The organism is Nocardia shimofusensis NBRC 100134 (assembly GCF_001613125.1).
Lineage (GTDB): Bacteria > Actinomycetota > Actinomycetes > Mycobacteriales > Mycobacteriaceae > Nocardia > Nocardia shimofusensis.
The window spans coordinates 103,952-119,878 of sequence record NZ_BDBT01000001.1 but is presented as its reverse complement, the minus strand read 5'-3'; the positions used below and the strand labels follow the sequence as shown (position 1 = coordinate 119,878).

14 protein-coding genes are annotated in these 15,927 nt (G+C 70.3%); 12 read left to right on the top strand and 2 right to left on the bottom strand.

Annotated elements, in window-relative coordinates; all coding sequences use genetic code 11:
* The first annotated feature begins 17 nt into the window (after positions 1-17).
* The gene (locus NS3_RS00590; protein ID WP_067852182.1) at positions 18-716 is read left to right on the top strand and encodes an NUDIX domain-containing protein; all 699 of its coding nucleotides are present in this window, start codon (positions 18-20) and stop codon (positions 714-716) included.
* Positions 717-800: 84 nt separating this feature from the next.
* Here the strand turns inward: NS3_RS00590 and thiE are convergent, their stop codons facing one another.
* The gene (gene thiE, locus NS3_RS00585) at positions 801-1,505 is read right to left on the bottom strand and encodes a thiamine phosphate synthase (RefSeq protein WP_067852180.1); all 705 of its coding nucleotides are present in this window, start codon (positions 1,503-1,505) and stop codon (positions 801-803) included.
* A 100-nt stretch (positions 1,506-1,605) separates the two neighbouring features.
* Here thiE and thiO point away from each other — a divergent pair, with 100 nt between their 5' ends.
* The 6 genes from thiO to NS3_RS00555 all read left to right on the top strand — a co-directional run bounded on the left by thiO (position 1,606) and on the right by NS3_RS00555 (position 7,519).
* Complete coding sequence (thiO, locus tag NS3_RS00580) at positions 1,606-2,700, top strand: glycine oxidase ThiO (RefSeq protein WP_067852729.1); 1,095 nt, start codon at positions 1,606-1,608, stop codon at positions 2,698-2,700.
* Positions 2,697-2,915: a sulfur carrier protein ThiS gene (gene thiS / locus NS3_RS00575; RefSeq protein WP_067852179.1), complete on the top strand. Its 219-nt coding sequence runs from the start codon at positions 2,697-2,699 to the stop codon at positions 2,913-2,915. Before thiO ends, thiS begins: the two co-directional genes overlap by 4 nt.
* Complete coding sequence (locus tag NS3_RS00570) at positions 2,908-3,678, top strand: thiazole synthase (RefSeq protein ID WP_084494920.1); 771 nt, start codon at positions 2,908-2,910, stop codon at positions 3,676-3,678. The genes thiS and NS3_RS00570 overlap by 8 nt, the downstream gene beginning before the upstream one ends.
* 155 nt (positions 3,679-3,833) lie before the next feature.
* Positions 3,834-4,814: an ABC transporter ATP-binding protein gene (locus tag NS3_RS00565; RefSeq protein WP_067852725.1), complete on the top strand. Its 981-nt coding sequence runs from the start codon at positions 3,834-3,836 to the stop codon at positions 4,812-4,814.
* Entirely contained in the window at positions 4,811-5,611 is an 801-nt protein-coding gene (locus tag NS3_RS00560) for an ABC transporter permease (protein ID WP_067852177.1), read from the top strand. The genes NS3_RS00565 and NS3_RS00560 overlap by 4 nt, the downstream gene beginning before the upstream one ends.
* A gap of 333 nt (positions 5,612-5,944) precedes the next feature.
* A complete protein-coding gene (locus NS3_RS00555; RefSeq protein ID WP_245649432.1) occupies positions 5,945-7,519 on the top strand; it encodes an alpha/beta fold hydrolase in 1,575 nt (524 codons plus the stop codon).
* A 206-nt stretch (positions 7,520-7,725) separates the two neighbouring features.
* Here the strand turns inward: NS3_RS00555 and NS3_RS29380 are convergent, their stop codons facing one another.
* The gene (locus NS3_RS29380; RefSeq protein ID WP_169811573.1) at positions 7,726-7,884 is read right to left on the bottom strand and encodes a CG2302 family histidine operon protein; all 159 of its coding nucleotides are present in this window, start codon (positions 7,882-7,884) and stop codon (positions 7,726-7,728) included.
* Between the two features lie 233 nt (positions 7,885-8,117).
* On the opposite strand from NS3_RS29380, the gene NS3_RS00550 reads away from it, so the two are divergent.
* From NS3_RS00550 to NS3_RS00530, 5 genes are read left to right on the top strand one after another with little or no spacing between them, the layout of a single operon-like run.
* Positions 8,118-9,851, top strand: coding sequence for an acyclic terpene utilization AtuA family protein (locus NS3_RS00550; protein WP_067852721.1), 1,734 nt, complete (start codon positions 8,118-8,120; stop codon positions 9,849-9,851).
* A complete protein-coding gene (locus tag NS3_RS00545; RefSeq protein ID WP_067852175.1) occupies positions 9,848-11,008 on the top strand; it encodes an acyl-CoA dehydrogenase family protein in 1,161 nt (386 codons plus the stop codon). Before NS3_RS00550 ends, NS3_RS00545 begins: the two co-directional genes overlap by 4 nt.
* 16 nt (positions 11,009-11,024) lie before the next feature.
* Positions 11,025-12,620, top strand: coding sequence for an acyl-CoA carboxylase subunit beta (locus tag NS3_RS00540; protein ID WP_067852172.1), 1,596 nt, complete (start codon positions 11,025-11,027; stop codon positions 12,618-12,620).
* Positions 12,621-12,627: 7 nt separating this feature from the next.
* On the top strand, positions 12,628-14,742 hold the full coding sequence (locus NS3_RS00535) for an ATP-binding protein (RefSeq protein WP_067852170.1): 2,115 nt from the start codon (positions 12,628-12,630) through the stop codon (positions 14,740-14,742).
* A gap of 9 nt (positions 14,743-14,751) precedes the next feature.
* The gene (locus NS3_RS00530; protein WP_067852169.1) at positions 14,752-15,912 is read left to right on the top strand and encodes an acyl-CoA dehydrogenase family protein; all 1,161 of its coding nucleotides are present in this window, start codon (positions 14,752-14,754) and stop codon (positions 15,910-15,912) included.
* The last annotated feature ends 15 nt before the right edge of the window (positions 15,913-15,927 follow it).

The window sequence follows — 15,927 nt, the reverse complement described above, 5'->3', positions numbered from 1 at the left end:
GAACGAGGATGGTTGCGATGCGTGGTGACGGCGACGGGTGGTCCATCGGCCCTGATGGCCTACGGCACTGGGGCAAGTACGGTGCTGCCGGATTGTTGCTGCGAGCGCCGCTCGCGGGCGGAGGTTCGGCCGTGCTGTTGCAGCATCGCGCTCCGTGGAGCCATCAGGGCGGCACCTGGGCGCTGCCCGGCGGCGCCAAGGACAGCCACGAATCCTCCGTGCACGCCGCCGTCCGCGAAGCCGAGGAGGAAGCGGGCATCGCGCACACCGAGATCCGCGTCCGCGCCGAGCGGGTGACCGCGTCGGTGCCCAGCGGCTGGACCTACACGACCGTCGTCGCCGACGCCCCGGCAACGCTCGAGACCAGCGCCAACCGCGAAAGCCTCGAACTGGCCTGGGTCCCCGAGGACGAAGTCACCGACCGCCCCCTGCACCCCGGCTTCGCCGCCGCCTGGCCCGCCCTGCGCGCCACCCCGGCTCGCGCCGTATGGGAGGAATTGGACGCCGCCGGTGACGCCGAGGCGATCGCCGCCGCCCTGCCCCGCACGGTCGACCTCGCCGACCAGGGGTTCTTCTGGTTGCACGCCGACCCGGACGGGCCGGGCGGCGCCGCTCGCATCGTCTCGGCCGCCGAAGGCGAGGTCACCGCCGCCGAATGCGAGGTCACCGCCGCGGTGTCCACGCTGTCGATGACCGTCCGCCAAATCCTCGCCTGAGCTGTTCCACCGGCTCAGGCCGGTCGACCCGAACGCCTCCGACCATGCCGCGCGCAGGTCGGTGGGGTGCGACCGGCTCCGGCGCTACTCCGGGGCGGCGGCCAGCAGGGTGTCTTTGAGTTCCCGCGCCGCGGCCTCCGGATCGCGGGCTTCGGTGATGGCGCGCACCACGACGATCCGCCGGGCACCGGCCGCCAGCACCTCCGGCAGGCGCTGGGCGTCGATGCCGCCGATGGCGAACCAGGGCAGGGTGGGATGGGACTCGGCGGTGGAGCGGACCAGCTCCAGACCGGCGGCCTGCCTGCCGGGCTTGGTCGGGGTCGACCACACCGGGCCGGTGCAGAAGTAGTCGATGTGCTCGTCGATCGCGGCGAGGCCGGCCTGGGCACGGTTGTGGGTGGAACGGCCGATCACCACGTCGGGGCCGAGGATGCGGCGGGCGTAGGAGGGCGGCAGGTCGCCCTGTCCGAGGTGCAGGACGTCGGCGCCCGCGGCCAGGGCGATGTCGGCGCGATCGTTCACCGAGAGCAGTCCGCCGTGCCTGCGCGCGGCGGCCTTGAGTTCGGCGAGCGCGCCGAGTTCGGCCTCGGCCTCCAGCGGGCCGAATCGGGCTTCGCCCGCGGAGCCCTTGTCCCTGAGCTGGATGATGTCGACGCCACCGGCGAAGGCGGCGTCGGCGAACCTGGCCAGATCGCCCTTTTCCCGGCGCGCGTCGGTGCACAGGTACAGCCGCGCCGTGGCCAGGCGCTCGCGGGGCGGCAGGGGGCGGTTCGGGTGGGAGGGATGCACGTCACAGACGGTAGCCGCGCTACCGTGGGGAAGCGAGCACAGGGCGTTCGCGCGCCGAGATCAGGTGCCGAGTGGTAGGCCGGGCAGGTAGGTGGAAGACATGCGGACTCTGGCCGTGGTCGGCGGCGGCGCCATCGGTTTCGCGGTGGCCTGGCGGGCCGCCGAGGCCGGGTGGCGGGTCACGCTGTTCGACGCCGCCGCGGGCTCGGGCGCTTCCCGGGTGGCGGGCGGCATGCTCGCCCCGCTGTCGGAAGGCTGGCCGGGGGAGGACGGCGTTCTCGACTTCGGCGCCGCCTCGCTGGCGCGCTGGCCGGATTTCGCGGCCCGGCTGGCAGCGGCCACCCGAGTGGACGTCTTCGTCGCCGACCAGACCCTCACCGTCGCGCTCGACTCCGCCGACACCGCCGATCTGCGCACCGTCGCCGACTGGGTGGGCGAGCGCGGCCACGAGCTGCGGCTGCTCGACCGTGCCGGGGTCCGCGAACTCGAACCGGCGCTGGCCCGAACCGTCCGCGCCGGACTGCTGTCGAGCGAACCCGCCGTCGACAACCGGCTGCTGTTCGATGCGCTCCGTGACGCCGCGGTCGCCGCCGGGGTCGAACTGCGCGAGCACGCCGTGACCGATCCGGCCGCGCTGGAGTTCGACCAGGTGGTCGTCTCCGCGGGAGCCGCCTCCGGCGGGCTGTGGCCCGACCTGCCGGTTCGCCCGGTCAAGGGCGAGATCCTGCGCCTGCGGCAGCGCCCCGGCGTCGCGCCCGCGCCCAGCCGGGTGATCCGTGCCAGGGTGCACGGCCGCCCGGTCTATCTGGTGCCGCGCGCGCACGGGATGGTGGTCGGCGCCACCCAATACGAGGTCGGCTTCGACACCACGGTCACCGTCGGCGGCGTGCGCGATCTCATCGCCGACGCCGAAGCGGTCTTTCCCGCGATCGGCGAGTACGAGCTGGCCGAGGCGAGCGCGGGCTTACGCCCGGGCACCCCGGACAACCTGCCGCTCATCGGCAGGCTCACCGATCGCGTGGTCGCCTCGACCGGCCACGGCCGCAACGGCATGCTCGCCGTCCCGCTCACCGTGGACGCCACGCTCGCGGTGCTGGCCGGGGACGCGCTGCCCGAGGCCGCGGGCGCCGACCCGCGCCGCTTCACCACGACGCCTTCCCCGGCGTCGCCGTCCGTCTCAGGAGGAGTTCGATGACCGCCATGTCCATCCCCATCGGTGTCACGGTGAACGGCGAGGACCACGAGTTCCCCGAGCCGCTGACCGTGCGCGAACTGCTCGAGCGCCTGACGCTGCCGTGCCGGGGTGTGGCCGTGGCCGTGGACGGCGCGGTGTTCCCGAAGTCGCGCTGGGACGAACCGGTCGGCCGCGGCTGGTCGATCGAGGTGCTGACGGCGGTCCAAGGTGGCTGAGTTTCCCGCACTGCCGCCGCTGCGCATCGCCGACCGCGAATTCGGCTCCCGGCTCATCATGGGTACCGGCGGCGCGGAGAACCTGACCGTGCTGGAGGAGGCGCTGGTCGCCTCCGGCACCGAGCTGACCACCGTCGCCATGCGCCGCGTCGACGCCGCGGGCGGTACCGGCGTGCTCGATCTGCTGAAGCGACTGGACATCATGCCGCTGCCCAACACCGCGGGCTGTCGCACGGCCGCCGAAGCCGTGCTCACCGCGCAACTGGCCGCCGAGGCGCTCGACACCACCTGGGTCAAGCTCGAGGTCGTGGCCGACGAGCGCACCCTGCTGCCCGACCCGATCGAATTGCTGACCGCCGCAGAACAATTGGTCGACGCCGGTTTCACGGTCCTGCCCTACACCAACGACGACCCGGTCCTGGCCCGCCGCCTCGAGGATGCCGGTTGCGCGGCCGTCATGCCGCTGGGCTCCCCTATCGGCACCGGCCTCGGCATCGGCAACCCGCACAACATCGAGATGATCGTGGCAGCGGCGGGCGTCCCGGTGATTCTCGACGCGGGCATCGGCACGGCCAGCGACGCCGCCGCGGCGATGGAACTCGGCTGCTCGGCCGTGCTGCTGGCCACCGCCGTCACTCGCGCCAAGCAGCCCCCGCTCATGGCCGCCGCGATGGCCGACGCCGTGCGCGCGGGCCTGCTGGCTCGGCAGGCGGGCCGCATCCCCAAGCGCTTCTGGGCCCAGGCCTCGTCGCCGCAGCGCTGACCGGACGACCGGGCGGCACCGGCTGGGTGAGCCCCCCGACACCCTCGATCGGGGTGACCCCGAGGCGCTGGCGGCGACGGTCAATCTCGAGGATGACCGGATTCCACCCCTGAGTGGTGACGCGCAAGGCCCGTCGGTAGGGAATGCTGGTGCCCATGATCGAAGTGAGGGGTCTGACCAAACATTACGGCCGGACCGTCGCCGTCGAGGATCTCACCTTCACCGTTCGACCCGGACAGGTGACGGGTTTCCTCGGACCCAACGGCGCGGGCAAGTCGACGACGATGCGGATGATCCTGGGCCTGGACCGGCCCACGGCGGGCACCGCGCTCATCGACGGAAAGCCGTACCACAAGATCGACAACCCGCTGCGCACCGTCGGCGCGTTGCTCGACGCCAAGTGGGTGCACCCGAATCGATCGGCGCGCGCGCACCTGCAATGGATGGCCGCGTCGAACGGCATCGAGAAGGCGCGGGTCGAGGAGGTACTGCGGCTGGTCGGTCTGTCCGAGGTCGCGGACCGCAGCGCGGGCGGATTCTCCCTCGGCATGTCGCAGCGGCTCGGCCTGGCGGGCGCGCTGCTCGGCGATCCGAAGGTGTTGCTGTTCGACGAGCCGGTCAACGGTCTCGATCCGGAGGGCATCCTGTGGATCCGCCGGTTCATGCAACGCCTGGCCGCCGAGGGCCGCACCGTCCTGGTGTCGAGCCACTTGCTCTCGGAGATGGCGCAGACCGCCGAGCATCTGGTGGTGATCGGCCGCGGCAAGCTCATCTCCGACACCACCACCAAGGAGTTCATCGAGCGCGCCTCCGAGCAGAGCGTCCGGGTGCGCAGCCCGCAGCTCGATGAACTGCGCAGCCTGCTGACCTCCGAGAATCTGACCGTGCGCGAGGACGGCTCGAGCTCGGACGGCCCCGCCCTGCTGGTGGCGGGCGTGACCAGCGACGCCGTCGGCACGCTGGCGAGCAAGAACAACATCACGCTGTTCGAACTGTCTCCCCAGCGCGCCTCGCTGGAGGAGGCGTTCATGCGGATGACCGGCGGCTCGGTGCAGTACCACGGCGAGGGCGCCGACCAAGTGGGCGTGCCGGGTCCCGGCGTGCCGATCGCAGCGATGGGAGGTGCGCTCCGATGAGCGTATTGGCCGCGGAACGAATCAAACTGACCTCGACCAGATCGCCCTGGTGGTGCACCGGCCTGGCGATCGTGTTCTCTCTCGGCATCACCGCGTTGTTCGGCCTGCTGCTGAACGTCACCATGAGCGCCTGGAAGGACGACCCGTCGATCGCGCCGGAACCGCCGCTGGCCGAGAACGTGCTCGCCGCACTCGGCATCACCGGCGCGGCCTTCCTGCCCGGCTTCGGCTACATCCTCATCATGATCATGTGCGCCCTGGCCGTGACCAGTGAATACCGCTTCGGCACCATGCGCGCCACCTTCCTGGCGGTCCCCAACCGGACCGCAGTGCTGGCCACCAAGGCCGGGCTGCTGGCGGTGGGCGCGGCCGTGTTGTCCGCGGCGCTCACCTTCCTGGGCTTCTTGATCCTGAAGGTGGTCACCACCGACGAGGTCGGGGTGAATCTCAGCCTCACCGACGGCGACACCAAGATCTTCTACGCGGTCCCGATCTTCATCGCCCTGGTGGCCGTGCTGTCGGTCGGCGTGGGCGCGCTGATCCGTCAGTCGGCGGGCGCGATCTCGCTGCTGATCGTCTGGCCGGTACTCATCGAGCCGATCATCGGCGCGTTCGGCAAATACGGACGTAATATTCAAGTGTTCCTGCCGTTCCAGAACGCGAACCGCTTCCTCGGCATGGAGGACCCGGGCCTTCCGTGGCACTGGGGAGCCTGGCCCGCGCTTCTGTACTTCACGGCCTTCGTCGCGATCGTCTTCACCGCCGCGGTGGTCGTGGTCAACAGGCGGGACGCCTGACACAGAGCCCCCCGGGCAGCGCCCTCGCCGCCCGGGAACGCGGAAGCGACCTCCTCAGCAGGCCCGCTCCGCGTCGGCGCGATCATCACTGCCCGGTGGTCGCGCCCCCCGCCGGCCCGGTGTGCGAAGGACTCCCTTCCACACCGGGCCGTCGGCGTTCTCCCGGCCGGTGTGCGGCGCTGCTCCGGTCTGCGGCTGCTCCGGGATGTCCCGGTCCGCGGCATATGGCCGACTGCTGTGTCTCGGATTGTTCGGCCGCACGGTGCCGAACTGCCCGTGTGACAAGATCATTCGGTCTCGGTGATCTGCGTGCGGGAGGGTGTTGCGTTGGTTGTGGGGTTGGGAGCCAACAGGTCTCGTCGGCTGCGGGTCGCGATCTCCGGGTTGGTGATCGTGCTGGGAGCGCTCGGCTCTCCTGGGGTCGCCCACGCCGGTGACGGGGTCGATTCCTACATCGACCCGTTGGCCGAGCAGGCAAAGACGCCGGAATTGGACTGGGCCGACTGTGCGGAGGGATTCCTGTGCTCCTCCGCGCGGGTGCCGCTGGATTACCGCGAACCGCAGGGCGAGCAGATCGAGCTGGCGACGATCAAACTGCCCGCGACCGATCCGGGACAGCGGATCGGGACCTTGTTCGTGAACTTCGGCGGGCCGGGGCCCTCGGGGGTGGATCGACTGCGGGAGCGGGGGCGGTGGCCCTGGTTGTTCTCGGAGGAATTGCGCGCGCGGTTCGATGTGGTGTCGTGGGATCCGCGCGGTGTGGGGCGTAGTGCGCCGGTGAACTGCTTCGCCGACACCGACGAACAGTTGGCGTTCCTGGGCTCCATGCCCGAGATGCCCGCGGCGGCGGCGGATGAGGCGCCCTTCTTCGCGTGGTCGCAGGAGTTCGCGCAGCGGTGCGGGCAGCAGGCGGGGCCGATTCTGGATCATGTGTCGACCGTCGATACGGCGCGGGATCTGGAATTGTTGCGGCGAGCCGTGGGCGATCCGCAACTCACCTACCACGGCATTTCCTACGGGACGCAGGTCGGCGCGATCTACGCGAACATGTTCCCCAGCCGGGTGCGGGCGATGGCCTTCGACGGTTCGCTGGATTTCGAGGGCAACGTCAACGGTCACGAAGACCAGGGAACGACAGTCCCCCTGGACGCCAGGCAGAACGTCGCCGCCGGGATCGCCGCCACATTCGACGAATTCCTGCGGGAATGCGCCGCGGCCGGTCCGCGATGTGCCTTCTCGGCGGGCGATCCGAAACTGAAATGGACGGTGCTGGCCGAGCGTGCCCGCCTGACACCTATCCGGCTCGACGGCGAGACGTGGACGTACTCGACGGTGCTCGGCGCGGCGTCGAGCCTGGCGCAGTCGTCGAACTACCCGGCCCTCGCGACGCTGTTGCAGCGCCTGTTCGACGCGGGCACCACCGTTCCCGGACTGCTGCCGGTGGCACGCGGCGGCCCCTACCCCGGCAATCGCACCGAGGCTTACCACGCGATCCAGTGCGCTGACAGCGCCGTCCCGACCGACCCCGCCGCCTACAGCCGCGCGGCGATCGCCGAGGACCAGCGGGTGCCCTGGTTCGGCCGCATCGCCGTCTTCAGCAGCACCGCGTGCGCGTTCTGGCAGGGACCGGACCCCGACCGCTACCCCGGTCCGTGGAACCGCCGCACCGCCGCCCCGATCCTGGTGCTCAACACCCGCTACGACCCGGCGACCCCGTTGTCCGGCGCTCAGGCGGGCGCGGCGCAACTGGCCGACGCGCGAGTGGTGGTGATCGAGGGCGCGGGCCACAGCACCATGTACGCGCCGAGCACCTGCGCCGAACGAGTGAAGCGGGAATACCTGTTCACTGCGCGGCTACCGGAGCCGAACACCGGGTGCGCGGTGGACGCATCGCCTTTCGACCGCTGACAGCACCCCGTGGCACGACGTGCTACGGCTCAGGATCCTGGCAATATGAGTGCGCGGCCCGAGTATCCCCCAGCGGGCCCAGCGCGAATTCGACCCGATTCCCTTCGATGTGGAAGTCGCTCGCGCTTTCGCGCGGCCCGCGGTACCGCACGAGATCGGCTGCTGATCACCGGCGCGGGACGGCGCCTATCCGATAGTGGCCGCGTTCAGCTCAGCCCCCAGAAGAGCCCCGCGGCGGCGGCGAGCACGCCGCACGCCGCCAGTCCGATCGCGAGCGGCCGGGAGGTCTTCCACAGCGAGTAGGCGCCGCCGAGCAGGAAGCCGGCGAGGGCGAGCATCAGGATCATCGTCACGTCGGGGGACATTGGGCCGATTCTGCCGTGCCGCCGGTTCGGGCGGTGCACGATAGGCGGGTGGCGCGTCCGACGTGGGCTCGCCGGTGCGGATTTCCGCGGGTTCCGGCTGTCCGGGTAGGGCGCTGACCTGCATGGACAATTAACAAGCACGCTAGCTTGATTTTTTCTCGACCGGATGTGATGCTGGGGCGGACGCGAACAACCGACCGATGTGATGCATGTCGAAGGGAGGCACCGGGCTGATGCGCAGGCTTGCCGCCGATCCCGAGGTGATCAGGATCGGCAACTGTTCCGGGTTCTACGGCGACCGTCTCTCCGCCATGCGGGAAATGCTCGAAGGCGGGGATATCGATGTGCTCACCGGCGACTATCTGGCCGAGCTGACCATGCTCATCCTCGGCCGTGACCGGATGAAGGACGCGAGCCTCGGCTACGCCAAGACCTTCGTCACCCAGATCCGCGACTGCCTCGGCCTCGCGCTGGACAAGGGCGTGCGCATCGTCGTGAACGCCGGCGGCCTGAACCCCGCGGGTCTGGCCGAGAAGGTGCGCGAGATCGCCGCCGAGCTGGCACTGGACGCGAAGGTCGCCCACGTCGAAGGCGACGACCTGCTGCCGCGGGCGAGCGAACTCGGCCTCGGCGCGCCGCTGACCGCCAACGCCTACCTCGGCGCGTGGGGCATCGTGGAATGCCTCGGCGGCCGCGACGGCCAGAACGCAGCTGCCGACATCGTGGTCACCGGCCGCGTCACCGACGCCTCGGTCATCGTCGGACCCGCCGCCGCGCACTTCGGCTGGACCCGCACCGACTACGACGCCCTCGCCGGCGCGGTCGTCGCCGGGCACATCATCGAATGTGGCACCCAGGCCACCGGCGGCAACTACGCCTTCTTCACCGAGATCGCCGACATGGGCAGGCCGGGCTTCCCGATCGCCGAGATCCGCCGTGACGGCAGCAGCGTCATCACCAAGCACGACGGCACCGGCGGCGCGGTCACCGTCGACACCGTCGAAGCCCAGCTCATGTACGAGATCCAGGGCGCCCGCTATGCCGGACCGGATGTCACGGCCCGGCTGGACAGCGTGCGGCTCACCCAGGACGGCCCGGACCGGGTCCTCGTCTCCGGTGTCACCGGGGAGGCCCCGCCTCCGCAGCTCAAGGTCTCGCTGAACACCCTCGGCGGCTTCCGCAACGAGATGGAGTTCATCCTCACCGGCCTGGACATCGAGGCCAAAGCCGACCTGGCCCGCGAGCAGCTGGAGTCCTGGCTTCCGGTGCGCCCGGCCGAACTGGAGTGGACTCTCGCCCGCCTCGACCGCCCCGACGCCGAGACCGAGGAACAGGCCAGCGCCCTGCTGCGCTGCGTGGTCCGCGACCCGGACCCGAAGAAGGTCGGCCGGGCGTTCTCCGGCACGGCCGTGGAACTGGCGCTGGCGAGCTACCCCGGCTGCAGTTTCACCACCCCGCCCGGCAACGGCTCGCCCTACGGCGTCTACACCGCCGGTTATGTCGACGCCTCCGAGGTCGCCCACGTCGCGGTCCGGCCCGACGGCTCCCGGGTCGAGATCGCACAGGCCGAGCAGACCCGCTCGCTCGAGGCCGTTGCGGAACCCGAACTGCCGCAGCCTTTCCCGAGCGCGCAGACCCGGCGAGCCCCCCTCGGAGCGATCGCCCTGGCCCGCAGCGGCGACAAGGGCGGCGACGCCAATATCGGCGTCTGGGTGCGCACCGACGAGGCCTGGCGCTGGCTCGCGCACACCCTCACCGTCGACAAGCTGAAAGAACTTCTGCCCGAAACCGCGGGCCTGACCGTCACCCGGCATGTCCTGCCGAACCTGCGCGCGGTGAATTTCCTCGTCGCGGGTCTGCTCGGCAAGGGCGTGGCGTATCAGGCCCGGTTCGACCCGCAGGCCAAGGGACTCGGCGAATGGCTGCGGTCCCGTCACATCGATATCCCCGTGGAGTTGCTGTCATGACCGCTTCTGTCAATCCGTGGACCACCCCGGAACGGCGCGAACTACGCGCCACCGTGCGCGGTTTCGTCGAGCGCGAGGTGCTGCCCCACCTGGACCAGTGGGAGCGTGACGGCGAACTGCCGCGCGATCTGCACAAGAAGGCGGGCGAACTCGGTCTGCTCGGCCTGCAGTTCCCCGAGGAGGTCGGCGGTGGCGGCGGCACCGCTCTCGACACCGTGATCGTCTGCGAGGAGATGCACCTGGCGGGCGGCTCGGGCGGCCTGTTCGCCTCGCTGTTCACCTGCGGCATCGCGGTCCCGCACATCGTGGCCTCGGGTAACCAGGATCTGATCGACCGCTATGTCGAGCCGACCCTCGCCGGTGACATGATCGGCTCGCTGGCCATCACCGAGCCCGGTGGCGGCTCCGATGTCAACAACCTGTCGACCACCGCGCGCCTCGAGGGCGACCACTACATCGTCAACGGCGCCAAGACCTACATCACCTCCGGCTGCCGCGCCGACTTCGTGGTCACCGCGGTCCGCACCGGCGGCAAGGGTTCCGGCGGCATCTCGCTGCTGGTCGTCGACAAGGGCACCCCCGGCTTCACCGTCAGCCGTAAGCTGGAGAAGATGGGCTGGCAGGCCTCCGACACCGCCGAGCTGTCCTACGTGGATGTGAAGGTGCCCGTCGCGAACCTGGTCGGCCCGGAGAACGCCGGCTTCTACCTGATCGCGGGCGCGTTCGTCAGCGAGCGTCTCGGCCTGGCCGTGCAGGCCTACGCGCAGGCCCAGCGCTGCCTGGACCTGACCCTGGAGTGGGTGCGCAACCGCGAGACCTTCGGCCGCCCGCTCATCACCAGGCAGGCCGTGCAGAACACCGTCACCGAGATGGCGCGGCGCATCGATGTGGCGCGGGTCTACGCCCGCGAGGTCGCCCGCCGCGCCGCCGAGGGCGAGACCGATCTGATCGCCGAGGTGTGCTTCGCCAAGAACACCGCCGTCGAGGCCGCCGAATGGGTTGCCCACCAGGCGGTTCAGCTGCACGGCGGCATGGGCTACATGCGTGAGGCCGAGGTCGAGCGCCAGTATCGTGACATCCGTCTGCTCGGCATCGGCGGCGGCACCAGCGAGATCCTGCTGGGTCTTGCCGGTAAGCGTCTGGGTTACCAGGCGTGATCGGGGGCGGACAGGCATGACCGTGTTGCGCAGCGTCCTCGACTCCGGCACATCGGAGTACCGCGCGGCCGCCGACGCGATGAGCGCCAAGCTCACCGAGGTCGAGGCCGAGTACGTCAAAGCCGTGGAAGGCGGCGGGCCGGACAAGCTGGCCCGGCACCGCAAGCGCGGCAAGCTCACCGCCCGTGAGCGCATCGAACTGCTCATCGACGAGGACTCCGCGTTCCTCGAACTGTGCCCGCTCGCCGCTTGGGGCAGCGAATTCCATGTCGGCGCCAGCGTCGTCACCGGCATCGGAATCGTGGAAGGCGTCGAGTGCATGGTCGTCGCGCACGACCCCACCGTGCGCGGCGGCACCTCCAACCCGTGGACGTTGCGCAAGAACCTGCGCGCCAACGACATCGCCCGCCAGAACCGGCTGCCGCTGGTGAACCTGGTGGAGTCCGGCGGCGCGGATCTGCCCACCCAGAAAGAGGTGTTCGTTCCCGGCGGAAGGCTGTTCCGCGACATCACCCAGCTGTCCGCCGAGGGCATTCCGACCATCGCCCTGGTGTTCGGAAACTCCACCGCGGGCGGCGCGTACGTGCCCGGCATGTCCGACTACACGGTGATGATCAAGGAACGCTCCAAGGTGTTCCTCGGTGGCCCGCCGCTGGTGAAGATGGCCACCGGCGAGGAGTCCGACGACGAATCCCTCGGCGGCGCGGACATGCACGCCCGCGTCTCCGGCTTGGCCGACTACCTGGCCGCCGACGAGCAGGACGCGATCCGCCTGGGCCGCTCCATCGTCAAGCGGCTGAACTGGCGCAAGCAGGGCCCAGCGCCCCATCCGGTGCTCGAACCCCGTTACGACGCCGAGGAACTGCTCGGCATCGTGCCCTCGGATCTGAAGATCCCGTTCGATCCGCGCGAGGTGATCGCCCGCGTCGTCGACGACTCCGATTTCGACGAGTTCAAACCCCTGTACGGCAGCAGCCTGGTGACGGGCTGGGCGCGCCTGCACGGCTACCCGGTCGGCATCCTCGCCAACGCGCGCGGCGTGCTGTTCTCCGAGGAAGCGCAGAAGGCGGCCCAGTTCATCCAGCTGGCCAACCAGTCCGACACGCCACTGTTGTTCCTGCACAACACCACCGGCTACATGGTCGGCAAGGAGTACGAGCAGAAGGGCATCATCAAGCACGGCGCGCTGATGATCAACGCGGTCTCGAACTCGAAGGTCCCGCACCTGACCCTGCTCATGGGCGCCTCCTACGGCGCGGGCCACTACGGCATGTGCGGGCGCGCCTACGACCCCCGTTTCGTCTTCGCCTGGCCCAGCGCCAAATCCGCCGTCATGGGTGGCGCGCAGCTGGCGGGCGTCATCTCCATCGTAGGCCGCGCCGCCGCCGAAGCGCGTGGCAAAGCCTTCGACGAAGAGGCCGACGCGGGGATGCGCGCCATGATCGAAGCGCAGATCGAGGCCGAGTCGCTGCCGATGTTCATGTCGGGCAGGCTCTACGACGACGGCGTCATCGATCCTCGCGATACCCGCACGGTGTTGGGCATGGCGTTGTCGGCCGTCCACAACGCCCCGATCGAAGGCGCCGCGGGCTTCGGCGTCTTCCGGATGTGAGGCTGTCATGACAACCGATCGGGACGCGACGATTTCCACAGTGCTGGTGGCCAATCGCGGCGAGATCGCGCGGCGGGTCTTCGCGACCTGTCGCCGGATGGGGTTGGGCACCGTCGCGGTCTACTCCGACGCCGATGCGCAGGCTCCGCACGTCGGTGACGCCGACGCCGCCGTCCGCCTGCCCGGCAACACTCCCGCCGAGACCTATCTCCGCGGCGAGCTGATCATCGAGGCGGCGCTGTCCGCCGGTGCCGACGCGGTGCACCCGGGCTACGGATTCCTCTCCGAGAACGCCGAATTCGCGCGCGCCGTGCTCGACGCGGGCCTGACGTGGATCGGCCCGCCGGTGGCCGCCATCGAGGAGATGGGTTCGAAAGTCGCCGCCAAGAAGCTGATGGCCGCGGCGGGGGTACCTGTTCTCCCGGAACTGGACCCCGCCGAGGTCGCCGAGACCCACCTGCCGGTGCTCATCAAGGCCTCGGCGGGCGGCGGCGGTCGCGGCATGCGCGTGGTCCGCGACCTGGCCGAGCTGCCCGAACAGATCGAGGCCGCCCGCCGGGAGGCCGAATCCGCTTTCGGCGACCCCACCGTGTTCTGCGAGCGTTATCTCGAGACCGGCAGGCACATCGAGGTCCAGGTCATGGCCGACACCCACGGCACCGTCTGGGCGCTGGGGGAGCGGGAGTGCTCGATCCAGCGCCGCCATCAGAAGGTCGTGGAGGAAGCACCCTCGCCGCTGGTCGAGCGCATCGACGCGGCCCGCAACTCCGCGACGGCCCCCGGCATCGACTCCTCTGCCGAGCACCGTACCGACGGCGTCGGCTTTCCCGGCGCCTCCGGCGGCGACCGCCCCGGTATGCGGGACCGGCTGTTCGAGGCCGCCCGGCTGGCCGCGTCCGCGATCGGCTACACCGGCGCGGGCACGGTCGAATTCCTGGCCGACGAGGCAGGCGAGTTCTACTTCCTGGAGATGAACACCCGCCTGCAGGTGGAGCATCCGGTCACCGAATGCACCACCGGAGTCGATCTGGTCCGCCTCCAGTTGGCGGTGGCCGCGGGCGATCCGCTGCCCGCCGAGCCACCGGCGATGCGCGGTCACTCCATCGAGGTCCGCCTCTACGCCGAGGACCCCGCCCACGACTGGCAGCCGCAGAGCGGCACGGTGCACCGCATCGACATTCCACAGGTGGCAGCCGAATTCGAACCCCTCACCCGCACGGGCATCCGCCTCGACACCGGTGTGCTCGACGGTTCCGTGGTGGGCGTGCACTACGACCCGATGCTCGCCAAGGTCATCGCCTTCGCCGAAACCCGCACGGAGGCAGCGCGACTGCTGGCCTCGGCATTGCAGCGCGCACACGTTCACGGCTTGGTCACCAACCGGGACCTGTTGGTCCGCGTCCTGCGTCACCCCGCCTTCCTGGCGGGCGACACCGACACGGCGTTCTTCGCCACCCACGGCCTGGACACCCTCGCCGCCCCGCTGGCCGAGCCCGCCGATGAACGCCTGTCCGTCGTGGCCGCCGCGCTGGCCGACGCCGCCGCCAACCGCGCGAGCGCTCGCACCGGCGGCGGATTCCCCAGCGGCTGGCGCAATCTGCCCTCGCAGCCGCAGCGCAAGTCCTACGACAGTCGCCGCACCGGTATCCACGACATCGACTACCGGTATGTCCGCGGCCGCGTCACGGTCGACGGACACGACGGCCTCGAGGTCGTCTCGGCAGGGCCCGACCGGGTCGTGCTGTCCGTGCCCGGCGCACGCGGCCCCGTGCGCCGGACCTTCGACATCGCCCGCTACGGCGACCTGGTCTGCGTCGACTCTCCGCTCGGCCCGGTGAGCGTGCGCAGGCTGCCGCGCTTCAGCGACCCCGCCGACCAGTTCGCCACGGGTTCCCTGCTGGCCCCCATGCCGGGAACCGTGATCCGGCTCGGCGCCGCCGTGGGCGATCGGGTGAGCGCGGGCCAGCCGGTGCTCTGGCTGGAGGCCATGAAAATGGAGCACACCATCGCCGCGCCCGCCACGGGCGTGCTCAGCGCGTTGAACGTCGAGGTGGGCCGTCAGGTCGAACTCGGCGTAGTACTGGCCGTCGTAGATCCCGACGACGCGATCGACGAGAAGTAAGGACCCATCATGAGCTTCATCGAAACCGACGAACGCAAGGCGCTGCGCGCTGCGGTGGCCCAGCTGGCCCTCAAGTACACCTACCGCGACTACGTACTGCCCAAGGCGCGCAAGGGCGAACCGCTCACCGAACTGTGGCAGGAGGCGGGCGCGCTCGGCTTCCTCGGCGTGAACATCCCCGAGGAATACGGCGGCGGTGGCGCGGGCATGTACGAGCTGTCGCTGGTCATGGAGGAGCTGTCCGCCCAGGGCGCGGGCCTGCTGCTGATGGTGGTTTCGCCGGCCATCTGCGGCACCATCATCAGCCGCTACGGCACCGACGAGCAGAAGCAGAACTGGCTGCCGCGGATCGCCGACGGCTCGGCCAAGATGGTCTTCGGTATCACCGAGCCCGACGCGGGCTCCAACTCGCACCAGATCACCACCACCGCCCGCCGCGACGGCGACGACTGGCTGCTGACCGGTCGCAAGATCTTCATCTCCGGCGTCGACCAGGCCGAGGCCGTGTTGATCGTCGCCCGCACCGAGGATCACAAGACCGGCAAGCTCAAGCCCGCGCTGTTCATCGTCCCCACCGACGCCCCCGGCTTCACCAAGGTGGCGCAGGAGATGGACATCATCGAGCCCGACCACCAGTACAACCTGTTCCTCGACGACGTCCGCCTGCCGTCGACCGCCCTGGTCGGCAAGGAGGACGCCGCGCTCATGCAGCTGTTCGCGGGCCTGAACCCCGAACGCATCATGGGCGCCGCCATGGCCGTCGGCGTCGGCCGCTACGCCATCGACCGCGCCGTCGAATACGCCAAGGAACGCACCGTCTGGAAGACCCCGATCGGCGCGCACCAGGGGATTTCGCATCCGCTGGCGAAGGTGAAGATCGAACTCGAGCAGGCCAAGCTGATGATGCAGAAGGCCGCCACCCTCTACGACGCCGGGGACGAGATGGGCGCCGCCGAGGCCGCGAACATGGCCAAGTACGCCGCGGGCGAGGTCAGCATCAATGCCCTCGACCAGGCCATCCAGACCCACGGCGGCGCGGGCCTGACCGCTGACTACGGTCTGGCCGCCATGCTCGGCGCGGCCCGCATCGCCCGCATCGCGCCGGTCAGCCGGGAGATGATCCTCAACTTCGTCGCCCAGCACTCGCTCGGTCTGCCGCGCTCGTACTGATCGACGCCCGTTCGA